Below are 22,919 nucleotides of genomic sequence, written 5' to 3'. Positions count from 1 at the left end.
TTATATGCGACAATTCATTCTATCTCTATTAGCCTGTCTATGTCTGACAGCCTACTCACAGACTACAAGCCAAGCCGACCTACTGGTTGAAGAAGCTCAAAAACTAGAAAGTAAACAAGATTACCCAACTGCCATTACCAAACTGAAACAAGCGGATGAATTATATGTCAAAACAGGAAAGACACAGAGTGCGGAACGCGCTACCTGCCTGCACATTCTCGGCCGTTGTTATCTGAATCTGGAACGTCCCGAAGGACTAACCTATACACAAATGGCAGCAGATATGCGCAAGACCATACTGGGCGAAACAAATATCAAATACATTTCCTCCCTGAACAACACAGGACTCTACTACCTGACTGTTGCAAAAGACTATCCTAAAGCAGCAGAAATTCATGGCAAGACATGGGAACTGTGCAGTCGCATTCAGCCCCGTCCTGAACAGGCATTCATGTTTCATATCAATCTCGCCCGCTGCTACATAGCTTTAGGAGAAATGGACAAAGCAAGTGCCATCGTAGAAGAGGAAATAGCCATCAGTAAAAAGATGTATGGCGAAAAGTCCCTTTCAGTTGCCCGTCAACTCCAGCAGATAGGTTCGTTGTACTACCTGTCGGGACGTAAAGATGTAGGAGTCACTTATTATGAGCAGGCCTTCAACATCTTTCCTGACGATTCAAAAGAATACGAGCAACTTCTCGATTGGATATCATCCATCTACGTGGAACTGAACAATCAGCCGAAAGTATTAGAATACATGAAATTGGTAGAAGCTCACAATAAAAAAGAATTGGAAAAGCCTTGCGACGAACCTGATTGCCTGACCGAGCGTGCCCAGTATTTTGCCAGCATAGGTAACAATGATAAGGCAAGGGCACATTTTCTGGATGCTTTAAAGAAATGCGATGTGAATACTGATAAGGAGATTGTTTTTAAAGTACGCCACAACTATGCGCAATTTCTTTCCGGAATACAAGATCACGCATCTGCCGGCGAATACTACGAACTGGCAGCAGACATCCTTCGCAACAATCCTGCCGAACAGGCTAAATTTGCATTGGAATCTTATCTGGGCGGACTCAATTATAGCATTGCCGCCAAGTATGAGGCCTCCAATCGTATGCTCAACCAGGCACTGTCGGTTTATGCACAGATGTTGCCGGACAAACTGGACAAATATGTAGACGCCTCCGTTGCATTGTGCCGTAACTACGGATTCACCAAGGAGTACGGAAAAGCCCTCGAAATACTCACAAAAGCCGAAAAACTGCTTCCGACGGGTGATAAGTCAGATAAGATGGGGGAAATTCTGCGTTCCAGAGGCAGTATCTTATACCGACAAAAACAATATGCAGAAGCAGCAGCAAACTACCAACAGGCTGCAGACATTTACAAAATTCTTCCCGGCAGTGATGTAAAATATCAGGATGCACTTAGCAGTCTGAATCGTTGCCACACCATGATGGGCAATGAGACAGCAGCCAGGCAGACAGAACAGGATGCCGAACGTCAACGAATGGCGGTTTTAAACAGGCTATTGAAAGAGAATCTTGAACAATTGGACGCTTATCGCCTGCAATGGGGAGAAGACGGTTTGATGTATGTCTCCGCATTAGGGACTATCGCTGACATCTACTATACCCAAGGACAGACCGACAAGGCATTAGCCTATATGGAACCTTTCCTCTCCAGCGAAATAACCGCGCTGCGTAATCTTTTCCGTCTCTCGAAAGCCGATGAACGCCTGGCATTCTGGAAGGATATCCGTTCCTCACTGGACAGTATTCCCCTCCGTGCAGCCAATATCGCCGCAACAGGTACACCTGAACAAAAACAACGTTTTGCCCGGTTAGGTTACGATGCATTATTGTTTTCAAAAGGTATTATGCTCAATTCGTCTATTGAACTGGAGTCTCTGATCCGCGCTTCGGGAGATAAATCCCTGCTCGACCAATACAACAAGGCTACCCTTATGGCGGAACAAATTTTATCCATGCAAAGTGAACTCCCGAATGCAACCAATCAGACGGAAGCACGGAAAAATATCATCCGCCAGAAAGAGGAGTATGAACAGCTGCAACTGGACTTGATGCGAAAATCTACTGATTTCGGCGACTATACCCGTTATCTTTCTGTCAAATGGCAGGACGTACAAAAGCATCTGCATGGAAACTCCATCGCCATAGAATTTGCTCTCATAGACGATGAACTACTAGCTCCGGACAAACACCTGACCGCTTTCGTACTTCGTCCGGGTGACGTGTCTCCCACCGCAATCAAGTTAATGAGTCAGAAATTGCTATCGAAAGAGATGCAATCGCCTACGGCTTTCACCACAACCGAAAACGGGGCACATTTCTGGAGAGCGCTGGATGAATATATCAGCAAAGCAGATACTATTTATTTTTCACCTGACGGGATACTTCATCAGCTACCCGTAGAATATCTTCCGTATGGAGCGGGTAACCTGCCATTAGCATTCCAGAAAGCCGTCTATCGTTTATCGTCAACAAAAGAAATCGCACTCGATAGAGCTTCGCTGAACTACTCATCAGCCGCACTTTTCGGAGGATTAGACTACGAAATGGCTTCAACCAAAGTTCGCAATATTGTTTCTACAGATCATAACTCCGGGAAATTCCGTAACGGACAGAATGGGTATCATGAGTTACCATATACGCTCAATGAAGTAAATAACGTAAATTCCCTGTTGAAAGAAAAGAAGATTAAAACCAATCTATTCGTAGGTGAAAACGGAACTGAAAAGCAGTTCCGGGCACTCGACGGCAAAGCTGTTTCGTTGATTCACATAGCTACTCACGGAGACTATAAAGAATTGAAGCAACGTGAAGCCGATGATGCGATGAAGCATTGCTTCCTGATTATGTCCGGCGCCAATGCCACGGAAGAGAATAATGACGGACTGCTCCGTGCAGATGAAATCAGTACACTAAACCTCCGCGGTTGTCGTATGGTTGTTCTTTCTGCCTGCAACACCGGTCAAGGTACTCTTGGTGCGGATGGTCTTTTCGGTCTTCAACGAGGCTTTAAGAATGCAGGAGTACAAACCATCCTCATGACACTTTCAGCTGTTGACGACCAGGCCTCCATGCTTCTCATGACTAAATTCTATGAGAACATCATTTCAGGGTTATCCGAACGACAGGCTCTTATAAAAGCGCAACAGTACCTTCGTGAGAACGGATATGCAGACAGTAAATATTGGGCACCATTTATCTTGTTGGATGCAGGCAAATCGCCTATTCCTCATCCTTCGAAATCTTGAACCCTAGTTTCATAATCAGTTTCAAGGTTTCCACCGAAGAATTTCTGTCGTACACCTTTTCTTCTTCAGGTAATTCTTCATACGGAACCAGGCACGGATGCTGCTTCAACACATCATCCCGCTTTTTTCCATACGTCCAACCTTGTTCTATTCTGGTTTTCGACCAGACTTCATGAACATTCTTAGCCATCTCTTCTACCAAATATTCCAACTCCTTCGGGAGTTGGATATGTCCTGTATCCACCGGATTGGGAATATACTCTTTCATTTTATGATTCATTATTTATATATTAGCGGAACAATTTCCAATCTATCTTTTTACCACAATGACTGCAATAGATTTGGTCCATAAAAATAGACGCACCACATTCACAGACTTTGGCATCACTTTCATTCTTCAATTTTCTCATCAGCTCATTATGAAGAGCCGTATCGCCCTGTTTGATAATACTATACCCCAGCTTTTTCATCAGCTTGATCGTATCAAACGCCATACGTCGATCATATTCTTTTTCCGAATAAGGAAGCATGGAATAAGGCACCATGTCCGGAGTCTCTTTCTTCTCGTCATCCCTCTGCGGTCCATAAGTCCATCCCTCTTCCTGGCGCTGGTCGGCCCAGATTTCGTGCGCATTTTCAGCAATGGCTTCACGCAATTCAATCAAATCAGTGCTCAATTCAACATCTTCCAGATCAATAGGCCGCGGATTATAATCCAGATCAGGCACTTTCACTCTCGCAAGATACGCTTTTGCATCATTCCATGCCGCAATAAAGTGATCCTTGGGATAGGCCGTACTTTCCTCTCCTGTTGCAGGATCATAAAGCGTCACTTCCTCTTCATTTACGTCAAGCACTACTGCTGCATGATAAGCAATTTCCTCCTCGCTATTTTCCGGCAACCGGCAACTATTTACCACAACAATCGCATCATGTCCGGCCTTGAGGGCACGTATGACACTGTCAATACTGGAACCATAACTGCGCATCACAATCAATCCGCGTTGTTCGAGCAGGCGGCCTACACTATGCAAAGGAGTTCCCCTCTCCCTCAACCAACTGTTATTCCTGGCCTCCTCCGAGAGTTCATCCGAATTATATTCAATCTTTCTACGTTTCAAAATAAACTGCTCACACTGGAAATCACAAAGATTACCTTCCGATTTGGCTGCCATCTGCGCCATTGGCAGGAAGTCCGTTTCTTCATCATCAGCTCCCATCATGGCATCCAACTGTTGAGACAAGATAAATTCCTCTTGCAAACTTTCATCAGTCGCCAGATATTCAAGTACCAAAGCTGTTTCTTCAGCATTCGTCTTACCTTCTTCAAAAGCAGCCAACAATTCTTCGGTTATCATATTTTTATCTTTTGTTTTCATACTTCTTCTTATCATTCATAGCTAAGTGAGCCAATGCTGCCAGCGCACGCTTTTTAATATTGTACAGATTAGCAACAGTTATTCCCATAGATAATGCTAAAAATTCAGGTTCGACCTCTTTGAGTACTAATTCCCTGATGACCATCACATACCGCTTATTCGACATCAGATCGAACAAACGTTCCAAATCAATCTTTGCGGCTATTTTCGATTCAGAGTCGTCTATTTCTTCTTCATGATTCTGCTCATAAAGAGGCTCTTTACTCTCGTCTTCTATCATCTGTTCACGTTTTTTCCGGGAACAGAAAAAACGAATTGCCACAATCTTAATCCATGTTCCAATGGTGCTACGTCCCTCAAAATTACGAAGAACGGCAGCATCATTCTTCATTAGATGATAGTAGAGTTCGCTGATACATTCATCGTAATCAACCTGGTAATCAAATATCAGCTTAATTACATTGATAAACAACGGACGATATTTTATGTTGAAAAACCAATCGGTGATTTTTTCATCCCGATTGATTAATCCGTCGACTATTTCCTGATCTGTCATATAGTTAGTTCTTTTTCAATCTAAAACTTAGCTCAACCACACACTGGTCATAAGGGATGGTTTCCGGATATTTACTTCTTAAAATATCATTATCGACGATGCATTTATGCTTCTTCTGCTGAAAGTCTTTATCTCCGTCACACGTTACAAATCCTTGCAGTTCCATACATGCATTCCAACGCAAATGTTCGCACTTACTCAAATTATCAAATAATGTACTGGAAACAACGTCACAAACCTTAGAATAGTTCAATGTATGGGCATCACGCTGCGTCAGCTCAACCATCTCTTTCAATCTTTCCTTATTATCTTTGCCATCCTCTCCCATGGCCCCGGCTAAAAACTTTTTGGTATCGATATGCCATACATTAGCCCTATCCTGCTCTTCCTGATAAGCCAATTTAATTTGTGCATCCAAGCTATGCTTGTCCTGCAATGCCTCTCTACGCGCATTCCATTCTTCTTCCGCTGTTTGCTTCAGGCTTTCCTTCGCTTTCTTCTTCTCTTCAATTTCCTTCTCATTCGTTTCAGGCATTGCGTCAATCATAATTTTCTGATATGCATAATAAAATTCCTTTGCCAATACTTCAAGCACATCTGTCGATACCACATCGTACGAGAATATTTCTTCCTGCGCTCCAAAAGTTATGATTACATCCCGGGTATTGCCATAAATATTAAAATACTCTTTTATTTGCTTCAGCTGAATGGTGTTGCAACTTCCATTGACACGCAGATAAATCCTAAAATCATTGAAACAATCCTTTCTATATCGATAGGCATATTCGTAGAGATCAATCGCCAATGCCATCCCTTCATTATCATTTCCTATAGCAATTACAATATAGTTTAGATCATGAATGATTTCAGAGAGCTTTTCCCAAAAACGTTCGGAATGGATAGACATTTCTTCACACCATTCCAACTCATTTTTCCTCTCCTTCAAGGCAGGTGCTTTCATTAAAAAATCACCTTTCAATTCATCCATATGTTCATCAACCACATATATTTTTTGAGGGTTCCTATTGCCATTTACATCGATCAATGCCCCAAACTCATATAGAAAACGAAATGCATCACGTCCTGTTTCTCCAAAGCCAATAATCATCGACGTAAAAGGTTTCTTTACACAAGCCTTCGATGTATCGACATCTACAAAATTCACGGGGTGATTCCTCACATTCTTTTTTAATTGCAATACAGCAAGATTAGACGAGTCGATGATATGAATCTGATGTTTCAACCCATCACATATTTCCAACTTCTGGTTCTGGTTGTTCTTACGCGCATGGCAATAAATCTGAACCTGATTATGGACTCTATCTTCTTTACATTTCGCTATTTCCTTAAAAACAGACACCGCCTCCAGATTCAGTTCTTCATTGGGAGACAAGAAATAGAAAGTTGCCTGCGGGTACTTCTTGATTAGGTTTCCCAATCTCCTCAATCCGAGATATTTGTATAAATCAAATTCCGATTTGACTTTATCTATAACCCGGCCTGTGATTCCAAATTTAGAGTTAACCAGTATGCCGTCAAGCTCTTCTATCTTTTCTATAAATTTTTCAGTTCCGTCATGAGACGAATTAAAGAAATGACTGAATGTGAACCGGCCATGAGAACTGCTTTCATTAGCAGAAAGCAACCTCACGAAAATGAACTTACAATTCTCCCATCCTTCTTCATTCTTCCCCTTGGGCTCTGCCGCTTTTTTTCTTATGCTGTTAGCCAGCAATATCGCATTATCATTGACACCCCAGAAAATAAACAGCCGGCATTTCTTCTTTCTTGAAAGATTCGCCATACATAACCGCACCCATGAGATAAATCTGAATCCTAACAGTTTGATGATAAAAACCGCACTCACTATAACGGCCAGGAAATGTATCACAGAAAATATCGTCATGTAGAAAGGATCATGATGCAGATCTTCAGGAACCTCCAAAAGATCGGAATGCGAAGCGAACATTTCCATAGAAGACAGAGCAGACCTAAACGCCAACGCTATCGAATTACTGTCACTCCCTCCCTCATTAAAAGCATACCAATATATCAGGAAACCTGCAATAAATACCGTACCTGCAATCCATTTCAGGTTATCCACTAAGAATTTCCGTTTCTTAAAAAGCAGGTATACTAAACCTATCCCGATAATGATTAACAAAAGGGTAGAATATCCCCATTGATTTAAAAAACAAGGGTCTGTCGCGTGCTGTGCATTGCATTCACCAGTTTGAGAGATTACTGTGCTTAACATATACATATTCGATAGATTGATTATTTATTCTACAAATTTATACAAAATATTGAATAACAAACAGATTAGTAACAAAAAACCTCCTGCAAAACGAATTTTGCAAGAGGCTTTCTTATTTCTTCTTTAATAAGATTATTCAGCTTTTTCTTTATTCTCCTCCGCTGGAGCTTCTGCAGGTGCGGGAGCATCCTCCACCGGCTTGTCAACTTTCACCTCTTCTCTTGAAACGTTTACAGTCACATTTACAGAAGCAGGCTGTGCCTGATATGGCATACGGTTTTTCGGATCTGCTCCGTAAGGATTAGGACCTACCGTACCATCTGCAAACAACATATACAATGCAAAAATCCAACCAATGATAGGCACACAGCACAACAAAATCAGCCAACCGGATTTGTTTAAGTCGTGCAGACGTTTCACACCCTGTGCCAAAGAGAACCAAATGGAAGCAATCATAGCAGCAAGACCGATCAATAAACCAAATACTGATCCACCGGCCGATCCGCTGGCAGCACCCAAAATAAATGTACCTACACCAAGTGCCCATGCAATACTGGAAACTATACCACCGATAATGCCCGACAGGAAATATTCAATTCTACGAATACGCCCGTCAAATGAGAAAGGAGCTTTGAACATAATTTATTAAATTTATATGAATAAATAAGTGAGTTTTTATCCGTGTTTCTCAATATGAAAGCAAAGATATAAAAAAAATTAAATAAAGAAAGAAATCGGGCAAAAAGATTGAAAAAATGCCCTATTTTCTGTAGAAATCACAATTTCACTCCATCCCAATGCATCACTGCCACCCATTCTGTCGGCTGACAAGTTCCGCAAGAACGATGCGGAACCGTAGCGACCACCAAGTCACAATGGGAAGACAGTACGATTCTTAACTCCTTCAGCAACATATCCAGCTGAATAATCAAATGAAGATATTTCGTCATACACCGGATCACCCGTACATACTGATAAATGCACATATCCTCTCCCCGCCTTATCTCCCCTAATGTTTTAGGAGAGATAGCGAATTCGCTTATGAAAAAACTGTTACTGAAAATACGATCCATATCCATTAAAGCCAATACCAAATTGCTTAAAAACTCATAAGGTTCCTGTTTTTCTTTTGCCATGTCATTCTATGATTAATAAATTATAATATTTCATTTTTTATTTGCTTTATCAAGTGCTATCCACATAGGGAAGCAACCCTATTTTTAATATCCCGACCTTTGTTCCCGTTATCTGATAGTCAGGTAGCTCAATCTTACAAAAACAATTTTATATGAAAGTTTTAGAAGAAATCAAAGTCTCGGTTTACGAAAATGTGTATTCAAAAAAGCCCCGAGTCATGTCTTTCCTTGAAGTCATTATTATGTGCATTCATCCGATCTATGCCTCCATCATAAACGCTATTCGGCGGTACTATGCAGAAGGAGACCATGCCGCGGCACAGAAGCTGAAAAACCAACTCCCCTGCTTCACTCCGGCAGGCACATTCGACGGAGCGCACGCTATCAAAAACTTTCTTCTCCCCAGCCATATTGTCGGACTTGATTACGATCATGTAAAAGATCGTCTTCAAGTCATCCAACGTTGTGCGGCAGATCCCCACACAGTAGCGGCAATAGAAAGCCCTACCGACGGAGTGAAAGTTTTCGCCTATGTAGAAGGTATCGAAAACCGCCATCGTGAAGGGCAGCAACTAGTGAGCCACTACTACAATCAACTGCTGGGATTGGAGAGTGACCCGGCATGCAAGGACGAAAGTCGCCTGTGTTATTTCAGTTATTCCCCCAACGGATATGTTGCGGCGCTCTATCAGGCATTTGTGTTGGAGCCACTTATAAAAGAAGAAACAAACACTTTCTCTGAAAATGAAGTGCTTCCTCCCTTTCCCCTTCAGAATAATACTCCGGAAAACGTGTCTGAAGAAGAAATCGCCCAATTTATTTCGTCCTATATTTTCTTTCATCCGCTAACAGCCGGTCAGCGCCATTCCAACGTCTTCAAACTTGCCTGCGAAGCCTGCCGCCGACACTATCCCCAGAAAAGCATATTACGCGAACTTACTGTATTTTTCGAGCACACGGATTTTCGTCCCGAAGAACTAACAAAGGTTTTATCGTCTGGATATAAACAAGTTAATGAACATGCACCCGCTTCCTCTCCGGCCAGCGCCCCTTCTTTTCAAAAGGACATAAGGACAAAAAGACAATATAGTACTGCAGAAAATTCCGATACCGACGACGAAGCCTATTGGCTGGGAGAAGAATTCCGAAAAGGAACTCCTTTATTTCCCCGCAGTTTGTACAATAATCTTCCCGACCTATTAAATGACTGTATCATTGAAGACGGAAGCGAACGCGAACAAGATGTCGCTCTCCTTTCCGATCTCACGGCCTTGAGCGCAGCACTTCCGCAGACTTTCGGAATTTATAATCATAAAAAATACTCCACGCATATATTCAGTGTCATACTTTCGCCTGCCGCCAGTGGTAAAAGCATCGCCCAAACCGGACGATACCTGTTGGAAGAAATACATTCAGAAATCCTGTCTACCAGTGAATCTATGATGAAAAACTACCAGACTGTACATAATAACTGGCAATCAGAATATCAAAAACAGAAAAAGAAAGGAGAAGCATGCTCCGAAGAACCGCAACGACCTCCTTTCAAAATGCTATTCATTCCTGCTACTACCAGCTATACCCGCATGCAAATGCAGATGCAGGACAACGGTCCACAGGGAAGCATCATTTTCGACACGGAGGCACAAACGCTATCCACAGCCAATCATCTGGATTGTGGCAATTTCGACGATATGCTCCGCAAGGCTTTTGAGCACGAAAATATAGATTCTTCCTACAAAGCCAACGGCCTCATTCCGATCTATATACGCCATCCCAAATTGGCTTTGCTGTTGACGGGTACTCCTGGACAAATAGACGGCCTGTTGAGCAGCTACGAAAACGGATTGCCCAGCCGCACCCTGATTTACACTTTCCGCGAAGCTCCGCACTGGAAAGAAATGGGCGACGACTGCGTCTCACTGGAAGATTCTTTCAAACCGATTGCGCATCGTGTCTCCGAATTATATCACTTCTGTCTGGCTCATCCGGTTCTTTTTCATTTCAACCGCCTGCAATGGAACCGTCTGAATGAGATTTTCTCACGTATGCTGTCCGAGGTGGCATTGGAAGGCAACGATGACCTCCAAGCCGTAGTGAAACGCTATGCTTTTCTGGTGATGCGCATCAGCATGATCCAGACCCGTATCCGGCAATTTGAGGTAACCGATCTTTCTCCCGAGATTTATTGCACAGACGCTGATTTTGAGCGTTCTCTTCAGATCGTTCTATGTTGTTACGAGCATAGCCGGTTGTTGCACTCATCCATGCCGTCTCCTTCGGTCCGTCCACTGAAGAATCCGGACACTATTCGTAATTTCGTTCAAGAGTTGCCCGATAGTTTCACGACAGATGAAGCGATTCAGATTGGCGCAAAATATGATTTCAACCATCGTAAGGTAACACGTCTGCTAAAATCGCTTAATGGAGTAAAGATCAATAAGATATCTCATGGTTCTTACACCAAGATGAATGAGCAATAGTCACATCTGTCCTTTTTGTCCTTTTGTCCTTTTGTCCTTTTGAAGAGTCCGGAAAAACATCGGGAGATTTGAAAAAAACATCTCAATGATTGAAATCAAACATTGGGAAGTTTCGATACAAATCTCCCGATGTTTTTTCTTTTTATCTGTGCGCCTGTGTGCGTCATTATGCGTCATGCCGCTTTCCCGATGTAGTACTTTTGTCATGTAATCGATTACAAGGCAATTAGACAATTAAAAATTAATGATTTAAAATTAAAAGTTATGGCACAGAATTACACTCTCATGGCTCGTAAGAACCTGTTGAAACCTAGTGAAACTCCGAAATTTTATGCAGTGGCGCGTAGCGGTCGTAAAGTGACGGTCAAGGAAGTTTGTAAACGTATCACTGAACGTTCTTCTTACTCCAAAGGGGAACTAGAAGGTTGTATCGGTGAGTTTTTACTCGAAATCGTCAATGTACTGGATGAAGGAAATATCGTCCAAATGGGTGACCTGGGTAATTTCCGTATGAGTATCAAGACCGGTACTCCTACCGATACGGCAAAGGAATTCAAGGCATCATGCATTGATAAGGGCAAAGTGCTCTTCTATCCGGGTAGTGATCTCCGCAAGTTGTGTAAGACATTGGATTATACATTGTATAAGAGTGATTCTTCCACTGATTCGGATAAAGATCCGCTTCCTGATGATGGCGGTGATGATAATCAGGGAGGTTCCGGCAGCGGGGAAGCTCCGGACCCGGCAGCATAATCAACCGGTTGTTGACTGGTTCTTGAGTTCATAATGTATCAGTAGTATTTATTCTTTAATTCAAATTTATATGAAAAAGCAACTTTGGAAAAACATTCTCCAGTTTATCGTGACTATCGCGACTTCGATCATTTCGGCTATCGGTGTAACGTCCTGCGTGGGACATTAATCTCCTGCTGACCGATATGGAAAATTCAGAAGAAAACTATCTCCCACGTGAGATTAAGTTGTTGGTGATTCATTGCAGCGCGACGCGCTGCAATGTTTCCTTCACCGTAGAGCAGCTTCGACAATGTCACCTGCAACGAGGTTTCAAGGACATAGGGTATCATTTTTACATCACCCGTAATGGAGAACTTCACCATTGTCGCCCGGTATCGGAGCCCGGTGCGCATGTGCGAGGTTTCAACCGGCATAGTATTGGAATTTGCTATGAAGGTGGGTTGGATGAAGAAGGTCGTCCGGCGGATACGAGAACACAGGCGCAGCGCTTCGCGCTACTTGACTTGTTGACGATTCTCAAACATCAGTATCCGGATGCGCAAATCCTGGGACATTATCAACTTAGTGCTTCGATTCATAAGGCTTGTCCCTGTTTTGACAGTCGAAAAGAGTATATGAATATATAAAAAGAACTACGGGAGCTCGCGAAAGTGCAGTCTCCCGTAGTTCTTTTTTATGTTTATATCATTTACAGTTCCCCCGGCTTTCCCAAGTAATAGGTAATAAGCCGCACTTCTCTCACAGAAAATGCCTTTGTCTTCGGATGAAAGTCAGTAGATAGTATCTCATTCATCAGCGGCTTGCATCTCCGCATCCACCTCCGGAGTTTATTGACTGAAGCACGAATCGTCAAATCAGGAAAATACATCTGGGCCAACTCTTGTTTATTATAACATTTCACTACAAAGTCTGAATGTTCCATTGTTTCTTTATTACTGTTTTATATGCTATAAAGTTACAAAAATTTCAACATATAAACAAAGAAAACCGATATTATTATCCAGTATAATGGGAGTAATAAAAATATCAACGATCTTCACAGACAGTTGATATAGTGGGAAATTCACATCGGCTTTAACCTCCGATGTCAGGGCGTAGATCAGAAATGTACCGTCGTACGATTTCCAATCCACAATGTAGGAGAATCATACTGTTTACAGCATGAAGCTAGGGACCTACATTTTTTTCATCTCACATACGAAACACTCACGTGTTTATTACATCTCAACATTTTATTTTATACCATTTCTTATTTTTATACACATCAATTATATCACCTAATCACTCATAACAATTCTTTTAATAACCGCTTGTTCCATTTTTTTCGTTCGCTATCAAATACCCATCCCCATTTATTGAAATATTTAATCGCATTCCGAATATGAATTATAAGCATCTTTTTACTTTTATATGAAGCAGCACGATGAGCATGAACAATAGTAACCCCTGGCCAAAACATTGTTCGATAATACTTATGTATTCTTCGAGTAAGATCAATATCTTCAAGATACATAAAGAATCGTTCATCAAACAAACCAGTCTTATTGAAACATTCAATACGGAAAAACATAAAACTTCCTTGATGATGAGGGATATTCATAGCCTGTGTATGATCATTAAACTTAAGTATATATCGATTATTTCTTTTTTCTATCATTTTCTTTGGTAGAAATCGACGGAAAATAAGATCAACTGGTGTTGGCAATAATCTACAGGTATATTGCATTCTTCCATCGGGATATATAATATTAGGTTGTACTTGAGCTACATCTTCATTTAAATCCATATAATCAGCCAACTGCTCCAACACACTCGGGTCAAAATAGACATCTGAGTTTAGTATCAAATGATATTTACTCTTTGACTTCAAAACCTTACGCAAAGCTTGATTGTGTCCTGCACCATACCCCACATTTCTACTGCCGATATATTCTACATTAGCATATTCTTTACAAAAATCGGCAATATACTGCTGGCTTGAATTATCAATTATATACACTTTAGATATCAAGGGAGAAAGCAAAGAAGTTAAGCACTTAGCAAGTTCTACCAAGTCTGTTTTATAAGTTACAATAGAAACTGTTATCATTAAAAATAATATAAGAAATTGTTATTAGCTCGACATTATTTAAATAAATAGACAGCTCTCCCCAGAGCTTTCTATCCTCTCCTGACCATCTCAATAAATATTAAAGAGAATAATTATACCAAAGCATAAACATAGCAATGTTTGTAAAATATTTCTACCAGCTGGTGCCATGAGGCTCAACATCTATAATTTTATATCAAATACACTTAGCATCAATGTACAGAGTTTAAAGCCAACAAAGTGTAAAGCTATAATATAAAATGACTCCTTACCACGCCCATGCCTTACCTACTGTTCCATTTTCTATCCCATACTCCATATATTTTCTACCATAATCAGCCACTGCATCATAAAAAACAATATTCAGCCACACATTTTGTAACAATACTACTAGAATATGAAAGTACAACAACAATTGATAAAAGCGATTCATCTTCCCTTTGATAAATCTGACAGGGGAAAATCGTTTTTCTGCTTTTAAGAAAAAACACCTACAACGAAAAATACCGAAACGATCACTATACCTTTAATGATATATACCTAGCAGAAATGAGTAGACTTTAACTTATTCACGATTCTGTAATTATTTCATTATATACTTGTACTAGATTCTTTATATGAGATATCAAGCTCCAATCGTCTGCAATAAAATTATTTACAATATTATTTTGCATTACTTGGATATCAGCATTCTCATATTTGACAAGCACCTCTTTTAAAGAATCCAAATTTCCTGTTTTGAATAAATAACCTGTTTCTCCATCAATAACCTGTTCACTTGCAGCACAAGAATCTGGAACTATACAAGGAATTCCATAAGACCTAGCTTCCGCCACAGATAAACCAAACGTTTCATAACATAACGAAGTGAAGACCAAAGCTTTTGCTTTTTTAAAGTAGGCTTGTTTATCTTTACCTGCAACCCACCCAACAAATTGTATATTAGGATATTTTTCCATTAATTCGCTTCTCAAATATCCCTCACCCAATACTATTCCTTTCCGATTCAAATCCGTTACAGCTTGACAAAACAGCCCAATTCCTTTCTCAGGAGATAATCTGCCCATAAACAAATAAACATCGTTATTTAATAATTTATTAGGTAATTGATTCTCATTTATTTCTACAGGATCTGCAATCGTATATATTTTACGACTATCATTCATCAGCTGCATACAAATCTTTCGAGTCAACGCCGAGATTGATATGAAATATATTTTCTTATTTTTTGCCATTACATGATTCTGAATCGCCATTCTTATACTTCGCCATATTTTCTGCGGATAGCTTCGGACATCGCAGTTACAAGTCAAACATGAATAACTCATCGGTTTCCTAAAGCAAATCTCATTACGTTGATAATCATAAAACCCTCCATTGGGACAAAAGCAAAAAAAATCATGAAGTGTTATCACCGTCTTAAAATCCATTTTGGCTGTAACAGCGTAGAGCGAAGCGGTTAACGCTTTTGTCCACGTATGAAAATGTATAATAGACTCTACGGGACTCAACGTAGCTAAAAGGCGTTCAAACACTCGCTTTGTTTCGTTATCCCACAATCCCTTAGATATTGCACGAATCCGATTCTCATCATGCAATATGTCCTTTTTCCCAATACATATAACGCGCACGCCGACCTCCTCCAACCTCCTATCAATAGGCTGAACGGCAGAAAATAGATATACAGAATAATGTTTCGCTAACCCAATAGCAGAATTTATGGCAACACTTGCAGCCCCTCCCTCTATATGTGCACAATCATTAACAATTACTATATTTTTAAGCATCTATATTTTTTTGAAACAGTTTATTTTGTAAGGAGAAATAAAATAATAAACAATATGAAAGAAAGCTGTCCCATAGAGCATATAATGACCGCCTTTTATCAAATAAGAAATAAAAAATACAATAAGACAGAGGCTTATAATATTATCCTTATTATAATACCTTATTAGAAAAAAAGCATAAAGACAAAGTCCTAACACTCCAAATTCAGAATACAGCCGGGCAAACATCGAATAAGCATCATCTTTATTCAATCCATATCCACCAAAGTCTGATTTATACATACGCTCATAATTCTGGGCGTGTGTACCCAACCCTGTACCCAAAATGCGACAGGGAGCATTGAAAGCAATCCAATAATTAGTCAATATCACATACGAACTCGTATTTAAGTGCTCAAAATCTTCAGGCTCCGCATATTCAACCATAGATAAGGTTTGTGTTATCTTCTCTTGAATAGCTCTTAATTGTGGATTCACGAAATATTCAGAAGATGATAAAATATCCCTATTATTAATACACCAACACACACCCACAATGAAACATACCACAAGACCAATTCTTAAATATTTAAAATAGTAGTAGAACTTAAGAAATAGGATAATCACAACTGCAACAATCATACTGGTGGTCAATGTCAGTATTAAAGCGATCCCAATGACTAGAGACTTCATTCGATTATATTTCATAAATCCCGGAGCCAAAAAAACATATGCAGCGGCTGGTATAGAAAAAGCAGTGAAAGATCCTGGTTCCATTAACATTGCATGCAACCTACCCGTATTCTGTGTCATCGTGCCATCTAATGTATAAGGAAAGATATCTATTTGAGTCGCTGACATAATGACAAATTGAACAATGCCTATAATGGACAAAATATAAACTAAACTCACATATCTACGGAACCATTCAGAAACAGGTATCTGACAATACCGAAAAATCTGATAATAACAAAACACACAAGTAAACAATAGCACAATCTGCTGAAATAGTTTTCCAGTATCATAGCCATTATACACAACCATTGACAATGAATGAAAGAAAAAAAGAGTGCCTACAAACAAACAAGAAGTACTTACATATACTTTATTAAGTTGGAGCATTATAAATAAAGTTGCTATTATTAGAAATGCGGGTTCAGTATATCGACCTAGAACCATTCCTGCCAACACAAACCAAACAAGCGATAATTTCAATGTGATAGAAAGACGCATTTTCATATTAAACACAAGGCTAAATGCATTCGTAAATAATTCTGGATTAAAGATTGTTTTCTTCCATTATTTTCCTGAATCTCTTTGACCAAGTGCTCCAATTTAGTCTTTCATTAAAAAGCGTTATTCCTCCCTTATGTAATTGAAGAAATTCATTTGATTCCAAGCTCTTTTCAATAGCATCCGCAAACTCCTGTTCGCGTGCTGCTAGAGGAAGTTTATAACCATTTACACCATCTATTACATAATTCCCTGTCCCTCCCGTATCATAAGTAAAAATAGGCAAACCGAATGCAGAGGACTCACTAAAAACAATAGCAGAACATTCCGCATTAGTTGGTAATAAAAGTAAATGAGAGTTCTTCACTATATCTACATACTTTCGGTAATGCTCCGGATTATTCTTATCCAGAAATCCCATTATTCGAACAAATGGAAGATTCGCATATTTTAGAGGTATTTCGGAAAGCCCTACAATGAACAGACAAGAGTTAATCCCACGCTTATTTAAAAGTTGCACCGTTTTAACAGCAACTTCCCCTCCTTTACGAATCCAGTCTACACCTGAAAATAAGATATTCAAAGCTCCACTTTTATAAGGAGTAGCATGCAAAAGATCCTTGTCATCAAAGTTTGCTCCAAACTCAAGAACATAATTTCTCTGGAGACACCCATCGTAATCGTTGATAACAGAAGCTGCTGCCCATTGAGAAGAACGAATATTAATAAACGCATTCTTAATCGCTTCTTTTTCATAGTGTTCCCCTTGAGTAATCAACCATGAGGACAAACCATGCCAATAATAATCTATCATAATATGAAAGGTTGCATCTGTATAATAAATTATCGGTTTCTCAAAATTAACAAAAGCACTAATTTGCGCCCCACCAGGAAAGAAAATATAGTCGCACAATCGTACTTTATTCATATTTATATGTTTGGCGCAAAGCTTAAAATAATACCGATTATGTTCTACTATGGCTTTTTTCCCAAAAAGCATTTTAAGTAATATTTTCAAAAATATAAAACATATTTTACTTGGTTTACAAGAAATCCATACCACTTCATAACCAGCATTTTGGAGAGCTTCCCTTATTTTATATTTCGTACCACTCCATGCCTTTTTGTCTCGGAAAGGGTCTTCAGCAGAAACGTATCCTATTATTTTATTTCTCATCACTAATATATCTTAATTAATTATCTTAATTTTCCGCATGTAATATCCAATGACACCTTTTGTCAAATAATATACATTCAACAAAAGAGGAATTGACTTACAATAACGCTTAACTTTAAAACTCTCCCAAAGCCCTCTGATTGTATTACTAACTCCTCCCACTTGCATGGCTATAGTAGGTGTTTCAATATACCTAGCATTCAATTTCTTACGAAGCAAAAATTCGTAATCTGCACAAATTTTAAATGAGATATCAAAATTCCCCAATTCATCAAATAACTTTCTATTATGTAATGTCGAACCATGAGAAATTTTCATACAACATCGAAATTCTTTTATATTATATGGATTCCCGAATACTCTCTTATATTTCCCTTTAGCATCAATTAATTTACTTTGCGCCGTTATTATATCGATACCATCCAAAGTCTGCTTTTTTAGATAATTCCAATATACATTCATAGCACCTTCCAATAAATAGTCATCAGCACCCAAAAACATAATCCATTCCCCCGTAGCCAAACGGATGCCCTTATTCCACGCATCATAAATCCCTTTATCTACTTCCGAAACAATAACATCAATACTCTCTGCAAACTCTCTGACAATATCCATTGTCCGATCTGTAGAGCATCCATCGATAATTAATAATTCCAACTGGTCTTTTTTTTGAGAAACAATGCTATTCAAGCAGCGCTTAAGAGTCTTTTCTGCATTATATGTAGCAATTATAATTGATATTATCTTTTTCATAGAATTAACAATCCCAATAGTGTACAGGAATAGAGCATTATACAATCTTTTTCTTACATACAAATTTTATGATTCTATTTAACCTTTTCTAAAACGTCTCTAATCACATCTAAAAATTGAGTCCCATATTTTAAATCTGGTTCCAAATAATTTCCTTCCCCCCATTCATTCCAAGCTTTTATGAAAACCAGATTGTCCTCTGCAGAACGCACAGATACTTTTGAAAACATCTCATGACAAAGTTTCTTCCATTTTTGGGGAGTACTATTAACGATTATAGTTCCACGAAATTTGCTTCGCGGTGAATGATCATAGTTAGGGCATATAGAAGGATAAACATTCTCATTAACTATGTAATTATTTAATAAATATTGAGAATATTGACTATACTCAATCGTTATTGGTTTCCTTAATAATTTCCTTAATATTTTTTTTATATATATATTCGGAAGAGTTCCACTTTTTTCACTAGCTCCAAATACAAAATCCACCAATACACTATCAAAGCCTACCTTAAGGATTTCTTGCTTCAAGCTATCCTTAATAGTAAATCCCATAAAATAGAAACCTTCCAATCCATTTTCTCTAGCCAACCGATTCCATGTCTCAATAAATAATTGCGGTTCTGGGATATTCAATGGATCATAGACGGCAAATAGTATTTTTTCATTTATTCTAATATAACGCCTATCTTTAAATGCAGGCAACATGGCGTAGAAGTGTTCTTCATAATCTTCAATACCTGGATAAGTTTGTTCTATCAATAATTTAGAAGGCTTATTAGGGTCCCATGTCTTTGCATACCATGAATGATTAGCCCAGCATAAGCAAAAAGGAAAATCAGGCTTACCTGTTTCTACTACTTCTCCAAAAACTCTATCTAGCATTCGTTTACCGGCAAACCAATAATGCCAGTAGCAAAACCCTTCAATGCCAGCATTCTTTGCCATTTCCGCTTGTTGAATTCGAACTTCTGGAACTCTTAAATCATAATATCCCAAATCTGCAGGAACACGAGGCTGATAATGCCCTTTAAATAGAGGCTTCGCCCTACCTACATTTGTCCACTCCGTAAATCCTTTTCCCCACCATTCATCATTTTCTTTCGTAGGGTAATATTGTGGAAGATAAAATGCGATCAATCTTGGTTTTGACATAATATACTACTGTTTATTCTTTATATATTCATAATTACTTTGTTGCAAACGAAGCAAGGTGCTGTAGTTGTCCGTCCTTCATGCGATCTTTTTCACTATAAAGAATTCCCTCATGCTGCTTTACTTGTTCTATAGTGAATCTTATATTCAACACATGTGCTGGAATTCCTCCTGAAACACAATAAGGTGGTATTGATCTAGACAACTGCACCGGCAGCTATCACGGCTCCACGACCTACTGTAACACCCTTTAGAATCGTAACATTTGCACCAATCCACACATCATCTTCTATTATGATATCAGCATCATCACTTGCCTCTTTTTCATTATTATCAATTATTGGAACTCCTATTTTCCTCATATTATGATCCCCATTCACCATAGTAACATTAGGGCCTAAAAGAACATTATTTCCAAAAATTATTTTTTTATAAATACAATACAAAACAGCATTAGGACCAATAGATACATGATTGCCTAATTCAATCATAGATGCCGAATTGATTATACAATTCGAGCCTATAAAACATTTATCTCCTCTCTTAGCAAATTTATATTCTGGACGAAATATGTAAGCGATTAGCTTTTTAATAATATTTTTCAGCATGATGTAACTATTTTAAATCAAACAGAATATTTATCCTCGGCTACCTGTAAATAATAATAGTAGCCGTGGAGAAAGAATACGCAATATTAAGAATGATAATAAAGATATTATTAACGTCAAAAAGATGCACGCAAAATAAATTAAAACTACTGTTATTTCACTTTCTGGTTGTATCATAAATACTACACATGATGTTAAAGGAGCAACATAAATCCAATGAAGACAATATGTAAAAAAGAACTTGCAGTTAGTATCTTTGGAACATTCATTTCATGTTTATCAATATATAAGAATAATGCAGAGACCAAAGATAGCCCTAATAAGATACTTAATCTAATTGGAAAGTTATATGCTAATTCATCATATTCCCAAACAGCCCATAATAACGAAATTATATAAACAGGCCAATATCCTGTAAGTGATGCCATTTTTCTAAAGGGCTCTATCCCTTTCATGGCAAAATATGCTCCCCATGTAACAAATAGTATAATATCTATACCAGGCACAATAGGCAATCTAGGCCACAAACCTAATAACCAGATAAAAGTCAAAACTATAACAACATATTTACCACATTTATTTATCACAAAAAAAATGATAGGAGCCAACACCATAACAGCCATCAAATCACGAACATACCAAAGAGGTGCATCAGAAGGAGCATACATACCCCAAAATGAATTAAAAATCTCTTTGCACAATAAGAAAAACTTTTAGGGAGAAGTTCCAACTTATCAGACGATATCATAAAAAGTCTCCAAATTTCAAATATAATATTCCATAATAAATAAGGTATCAATAACGTTTTTACTCTTGATTTTAATTTTAATTTATACTTTTCCTTAAAACAATCAACAGTATTCAATCCTTGAAAAAATAAATAGCCAGATATGATACAAAACATAGGGACCGCCACACGAGGAAATATCCAATTAAAGAAATAAATAAACCTATGAGACCATGAATCGGTATTAAAAGGGAATGTATATTCTATGCCACCTTGAGATGCTGCAAATGGTAGAACATGAATAAATAAAACTAATACAGTCATCGGGAAACGTAACCGCTCAATAGTTCTTGATGTAATATTATCCATATCAACAAGATTTTATTTTATGCCACCGTTCAGGATAGAAATCTTTTGTTACAACATTTCTTATAAAGCGTTCAGGACAAACAGTAATTGAATCTTCAAATTTACATAGCCAAGCTCCCCACCATGAGAATGTACTATTCGCATTAATATGATAATGACATTCACTCATCAAATACATATCACGCCATGAATTTACACCTTGATTACACTCAATATAAAAAAAATTCTCTACTCCGAATTGCTCCTTGCACCAATCCAAATCATTAGAAAAAACATAGAAATGAGGAGTATCCACATATTGCCGAATATAATCAATTGCTTCATGGTAGTAATCCAATGTAGCTACACCATTCAATTGATAATAACCAGTCGGTTCTATATTCATATAATCTCCCCGTCGAATATGGACAGAAACACTACTATTATCACCACGAATAACCTGAAGCCATTCATTAAATCGATCCTCATTAGGTTGTTCACGGAACATAAATGCTTTTTTGACTTCATCAGGTACATTCATGAAATTTTTTTCGGAATGCCATCCACCCACATAGTAATTGATCCCCCAAGGTCCTTTCTGCATCAATAACGGCGTGTAGTCATAATTGAGAGGTTCATAGATTGTTCGAACACCAACACTCTTGAATAGTCTAAATTTTCTACTTAATACATAGATAATTTGTAAAACCTTTATCAACAATGTTTTATTCACCTCTATACCAAATGCCCGTTCTAAATCATATCCATAGTGATTATGCTTTGACATGATATCAAATATTACTTTTGTGTTAGGATTTACTTTCTTCTTAGCTAAATAGTACGCATACTGAGACATTTGATTTCCCAAACCATTAAATATAACAACAACATCCATTATACAGTAAAATTATTTATATTATTCCTATACTTACCGAACCGTTTTACCCACGCTGCTCTTACTATTTTTCTCTCTGAATCATCAATTCCTATAAAATAAGCCGAAATAGAGAAGATCACAAATGAAGTTACGGTGGACAGGATCAAACGAGTAAAAGATTCATCTTTCAATATAATCCTAACGCAATAAACAGCACATAATGTAATTATCCCTACCAAAAGCATAGGCATAACAACTCTACCCAAAAAATGCCAGAAAGGAAAACTCATCACTTTTTTAAGATAGAAATAGCTCATAAAAAATAAAAGTATTT

General features: G+C 38.4%; 22 protein-coding genes and 1 pseudogene. 5 read left to right on the top strand and 18 right to left on the bottom strand.

Annotation, left to right across the window (positions count from 1 at the left end):
- Window positions 1-4 precede the first annotated feature (4 nt).
- Window positions 5-3,286 carry a CHAT domain-containing protein gene (locus BSAG_RS16540; protein ID WP_008020292.1) on the top strand — a complete coding sequence of 1,094 codons (3,282 nt, stop codon included), beginning with the start codon at window positions 5-7 and terminating at the stop codon, window positions 3,284-3,286.
- Here the strand turns inward: BSAG_RS16540 and BSAG_RS16545 are convergent.
- The 6 genes from BSAG_RS16545 to BSAG_RS16570 all read right to left on the bottom strand — a co-directional run bounded on the left by BSAG_RS16545 (window position 3,261) and on the right by BSAG_RS16570 (window position 8,614).
- Window positions 3,261-3,554, bottom strand: coding sequence for a RyR domain-containing protein (locus BSAG_RS16545; RefSeq protein ID WP_004303891.1), 294 nt, complete (start codon window positions 3,552-3,554; stop codon window positions 3,261-3,263). The two genes, BSAG_RS16540 and BSAG_RS16545, sit on opposite strands and share 26 nt — an antisense overlap.
- Window positions 3,555-3,576: 22 nt before the next feature.
- The gene (locus BSAG_RS16550) at window positions 3,577-4,644 is read right to left on the bottom strand and encodes a RyR domain-containing protein (protein ID WP_004313291.1); all 1,068 of its coding nucleotides are present in this window, start codon (window positions 4,642-4,644) and stop codon (window positions 3,577-3,579) included.
- Between the two features lie 4 nt (window positions 4,645-4,648).
- Entirely contained in the window at window positions 4,649-5,221 is a 573-nt protein-coding gene (locus BSAG_RS16555; protein ID WP_004296637.1) for a sigma-70 family RNA polymerase sigma factor, read from the bottom strand.
- A gap of 4 nt (window positions 5,222-5,225) precedes the next feature.
- Entirely contained in the window at window positions 5,226-7,484 is a 2,259-nt protein-coding gene (locus BSAG_RS16560) for a hypothetical protein (protein WP_008771192.1), read from the bottom strand.
- A gap of 126 nt (window positions 7,485-7,610) precedes the next feature.
- A complete protein-coding gene (locus tag BSAG_RS16565) occupies window positions 7,611-8,117 on the bottom strand; it encodes a DUF805 domain-containing protein (protein WP_004303897.1) in 507 nt (168 codons plus the stop codon).
- Window positions 8,118-8,254: 137 nt separating this feature from the next.
- On the bottom strand, window positions 8,255-8,614 hold the full coding sequence (locus tag BSAG_RS16570) for a hypothetical protein (RefSeq protein WP_004303898.1): 360 nt from the start codon (window positions 8,612-8,614) through the stop codon (window positions 8,255-8,257).
- Between the two features lie 152 nt (window positions 8,615-8,766).
- On the opposite strand from BSAG_RS16570, the gene BSAG_RS16575 reads away from it, so the two are divergent.
- The 4 genes from BSAG_RS16575 (at window position 8,767) to BSAG_RS23960 (ending at window position 12,476) form a co-directional block, all read left to right on the top strand.
- Window positions 8,767-11,094 (top strand): DUF3987 domain-containing protein, encoded by a 2,328-nt coding sequence (locus BSAG_RS16575; protein ID WP_008771193.1) that lies wholly within the window; start codon window positions 8,767-8,769, stop codon window positions 11,092-11,094.
- A gap of 264 nt (window positions 11,095-11,358) precedes the next feature.
- On the top strand, window positions 11,359-11,847 hold the full coding sequence (locus BSAG_RS16580) for an HU family DNA-binding protein (RefSeq protein ID WP_004296631.1): 489 nt from the start codon (window positions 11,359-11,361) through the stop codon (window positions 11,845-11,847).
- 70 nt (window positions 11,848-11,917) lie between these two features.
- Window positions 11,918-12,016: a smalltalk protein gene (locus tag BSAG_RS24885; RefSeq protein ID WP_004303901.1), complete on the top strand. Its 99-nt coding sequence runs from the start codon at window positions 11,918-11,920 to the stop codon at window positions 12,014-12,016.
- Between the two features lie 16 nt (window positions 12,017-12,032).
- Complete coding sequence (locus BSAG_RS23960) at window positions 12,033-12,476, top strand: N-acetylmuramoyl-L-alanine amidase (protein WP_008020284.1); 444 nt, start codon at window positions 12,033-12,035, stop codon at window positions 12,474-12,476.
- A 62-nt stretch (window positions 12,477-12,538) separates the two neighbouring features.
- Here the strand turns inward: BSAG_RS23960 and BSAG_RS16585 are convergent, their stop codons facing one another.
- The 12 genes and pseudogenes from BSAG_RS16585 to BSAG_RS25495 all read right to left on the bottom strand — a co-directional run.
- Window positions 12,539-12,772: a DUF4248 domain-containing protein gene (locus tag BSAG_RS16585; RefSeq protein WP_004296628.1), complete on the bottom strand. Its 234-nt coding sequence runs from the start codon at window positions 12,770-12,772 to the stop codon at window positions 12,539-12,541.
- Between the two features lie 363 nt (window positions 12,773-13,135).
- Window positions 13,136-13,939, bottom strand: coding sequence for a glycosyltransferase (locus BSAG_RS16590; protein WP_004309206.1), 804 nt, complete (start codon window positions 13,937-13,939; stop codon window positions 13,136-13,138).
- A 569-nt stretch (window positions 13,940-14,508) separates the two neighbouring features.
- Window positions 14,509-15,726, bottom strand: a complete 1,218-nt coding sequence (locus BSAG_RS16595; RefSeq protein ID WP_004313287.1) for a glycosyltransferase family 4 protein — start codon at window positions 15,724-15,726, stop codon at window positions 14,509-14,511.
- Window positions 15,727-16,566, bottom strand: a complete 840-nt coding sequence (locus tag BSAG_RS16600; protein ID WP_232287645.1) for a hypothetical protein — start codon at window positions 16,564-16,566, stop codon at window positions 15,727-15,729. It abuts the gene before it with no gap.
- Between the two features lie 418 nt (window positions 16,567-16,984).
- On the bottom strand, window positions 16,985-18,115 hold the full coding sequence (locus tag BSAG_RS16605) for a glycosyltransferase family 4 protein (protein ID WP_004309203.1): 1,131 nt from the start codon (window positions 18,113-18,115) through the stop codon (window positions 16,985-16,987).
- 12 nt (window positions 18,116-18,127) lie between these two features.
- A complete protein-coding gene (locus BSAG_RS16610) occupies window positions 18,128-18,868 on the bottom strand; it encodes a glycosyltransferase family 2 protein (protein ID WP_008771196.1) in 741 nt (246 codons plus the stop codon).
- 74 nt (window positions 18,869-18,942) lie between these two features.
- The gene (locus BSAG_RS16615) at window positions 18,943-20,025 is read right to left on the bottom strand and encodes a glycoside hydrolase family 99-like domain-containing protein (protein WP_004309201.1); all 1,083 of its coding nucleotides are present in this window, start codon (window positions 20,023-20,025) and stop codon (window positions 18,943-18,945) included.
- A gap of 197 nt (window positions 20,026-20,222) precedes the next feature.
- A complete protein-coding gene (locus BSAG_RS16620) occupies window positions 20,223-20,633 on the bottom strand; it encodes an acyltransferase (protein ID WP_008771197.1) in 411 nt (136 codons plus the stop codon).
- A gap of 194 nt (window positions 20,634-20,827) precedes the next feature.
- The gene (locus BSAG_RS25505) at window positions 20,828-21,334 is read right to left on the bottom strand and encodes a hypothetical protein (RefSeq protein ID WP_232287644.1); all 507 of its coding nucleotides are present in this window, start codon (window positions 21,332-21,334) and stop codon (window positions 20,828-20,830) included.
- Entirely contained in the window at window positions 21,256-21,684 is a 429-nt protein-coding gene (locus BSAG_RS25500) for an acyltransferase family protein (RefSeq protein ID WP_232287648.1), read from the bottom strand. The genes BSAG_RS25505 and BSAG_RS25500 overlap by 79 nt, the downstream gene beginning before the upstream one ends.
- Before the next feature lie 46 nt (window positions 21,685-21,730).
- Window positions 21,731-22,603, bottom strand: a complete 873-nt coding sequence (locus BSAG_RS16625) for an alpha-1,2-fucosyltransferase (RefSeq protein ID WP_004313284.1) — start codon at window positions 22,601-22,603, stop codon at window positions 21,731-21,733.
- Window positions 22,603-22,919: pseudogene (locus BSAG_RS25495) on the bottom strand (polysaccharide biosynthesis protein); the annotation flags it as partial. The gene BSAG_RS16625 and the pseudogene BSAG_RS25495, both read right to left, overlap by 1 nt.

This window comes from Bacteroides sp. D1 (assembly GCF_000157095.2).
In the GTDB taxonomy this organism is placed as follows: Bacteria; Bacteroidota; Bacteroidia; order Bacteroidales; family Bacteroidaceae; genus Bacteroides; species Bacteroides xylanisolvens.
The sequence above is the reverse complement of the archived record's forward strand: the minus strand, read 5'-3'. Positions and strand labels throughout refer to the sequence as shown.

Excerpts from the sequence above, each read along its gene's own strand:
- BSAG_RS16585 (WP_004296628.1), bottom strand. The coding sequence starts at position 12,772 with ATGGAACATTCAGACTTTGTAGTGAAATGTTATAATAAACAAGAGTTG.
- BSAG_RS16560 (WP_008771192.1), bottom strand. The coding sequence starts at position 7,484 with ATGTATATGTTAAGCACAGTAATCTCTCAAACTGGTGAATGCAATGCA.
- BSAG_RS16605 (WP_004309203.1), bottom strand. The coding sequence starts at position 18,115 with ATGAGAAATAAAATAATAGGATACGTTTCTGCTGAAGACCCTTTCCGA.
- BSAG_RS16550 (WP_004313291.1), bottom strand. The coding sequence starts at position 4,644 with ATGATAACCGAAGAATTGTTGGCTGCTTTTGAAGAAGGTAAGACGAAT.
- BSAG_RS16595 (WP_004313287.1), bottom strand. The coding sequence starts at position 15,726 with ATGCTTAAAAATATAGTAATTGTTAATGATTGTGCACATATAGAGGGA.
- BSAG_RS16610 (WP_008771196.1), bottom strand. The coding sequence starts at position 18,868 with ATGAAAAAGATAATATCAATTATAATTGCTACATATAATGCAGAAAAG.
- BSAG_RS16615 (WP_004309201.1), bottom strand. The coding sequence starts at position 20,025 with ATGTCAAAACCAAGATTGATCGCATTTTATCTTCCACAATATTACCCT.
- BSAG_RS16540 (WP_008020292.1), top strand. The coding sequence starts at position 5 with ATGCGACAATTCATTCTATCTCTATTAGCCTGTCTATGTCTGACAGCC.
- BSAG_RS25500 (WP_232287648.1), bottom strand. The coding sequence starts at position 21,684 with ATGACTGTATTAGTTTTATTTATTCATGTTCTACCATTTGCAGCATCT.
- BSAG_RS16625 (WP_004313284.1), bottom strand. The coding sequence starts at position 22,603 with ATGGATGTTGTTGTTATATTTAATGGTTTGGGAAATCAAATGTCTCAG.
- BSAG_RS24885 (WP_004303901.1), top strand. The coding sequence starts at position 11,918 with ATGAAAAAGCAACTTTGGAAAAACATTCTCCAGTTTATCGTGACTATC.
- BSAG_RS16555 (WP_004296637.1), bottom strand. The coding sequence starts at position 5,221 with ATGACAGATCAGGAAATAGTCGACGGATTAATCAATCGGGATGAAAAA.
- BSAG_RS23960 (WP_008020284.1), top strand. The coding sequence starts at position 12,033 with ATGGAAAATTCAGAAGAAAACTATCTCCCACGTGAGATTAAGTTGTTG.
- BSAG_RS16620 (WP_008771197.1), bottom strand. The coding sequence starts at position 20,633 with ATGCTGAAAAATATTATTAAAAAGCTAATCGCTTACATATTTCGTCCA.
- BSAG_RS16580 (WP_004296631.1), top strand. The coding sequence starts at position 11,359 with ATGGCACAGAATTACACTCTCATGGCTCGTAAGAACCTGTTGAAACCT.
- BSAG_RS16575 (WP_008771193.1), top strand. The coding sequence starts at position 8,767 with ATGAAAGTTTTAGAAGAAATCAAAGTCTCGGTTTACGAAAATGTGTAT.
- BSAG_RS16600 (WP_232287645.1), bottom strand. The coding sequence starts at position 16,566 with ATGTCAGCGACTCAAATAGATATCTTTCCTTATACATTAGATGGCACG.
- BSAG_RS16570 (WP_004303898.1), bottom strand. The coding sequence starts at position 8,614 with ATGGCAAAAGAAAAACAGGAACCTTATGAGTTTTTAAGCAATTTGGTA.
- BSAG_RS16565 (WP_004303897.1), bottom strand. The coding sequence starts at position 8,117 with ATGTTCAAAGCTCCTTTCTCATTTGACGGGCGTATTCGTAGAATTGAA.
- BSAG_RS16590 (WP_004309206.1), bottom strand. The coding sequence starts at position 13,939 with ATGATAACAGTTTCTATTGTAACTTATAAAACAGACTTGGTAGAACTT.
- BSAG_RS16545 (WP_004303891.1), bottom strand. The coding sequence starts at position 3,554 with ATGAAAGAGTATATTCCCAATCCGGTGGATACAGGACATATCCAACTC.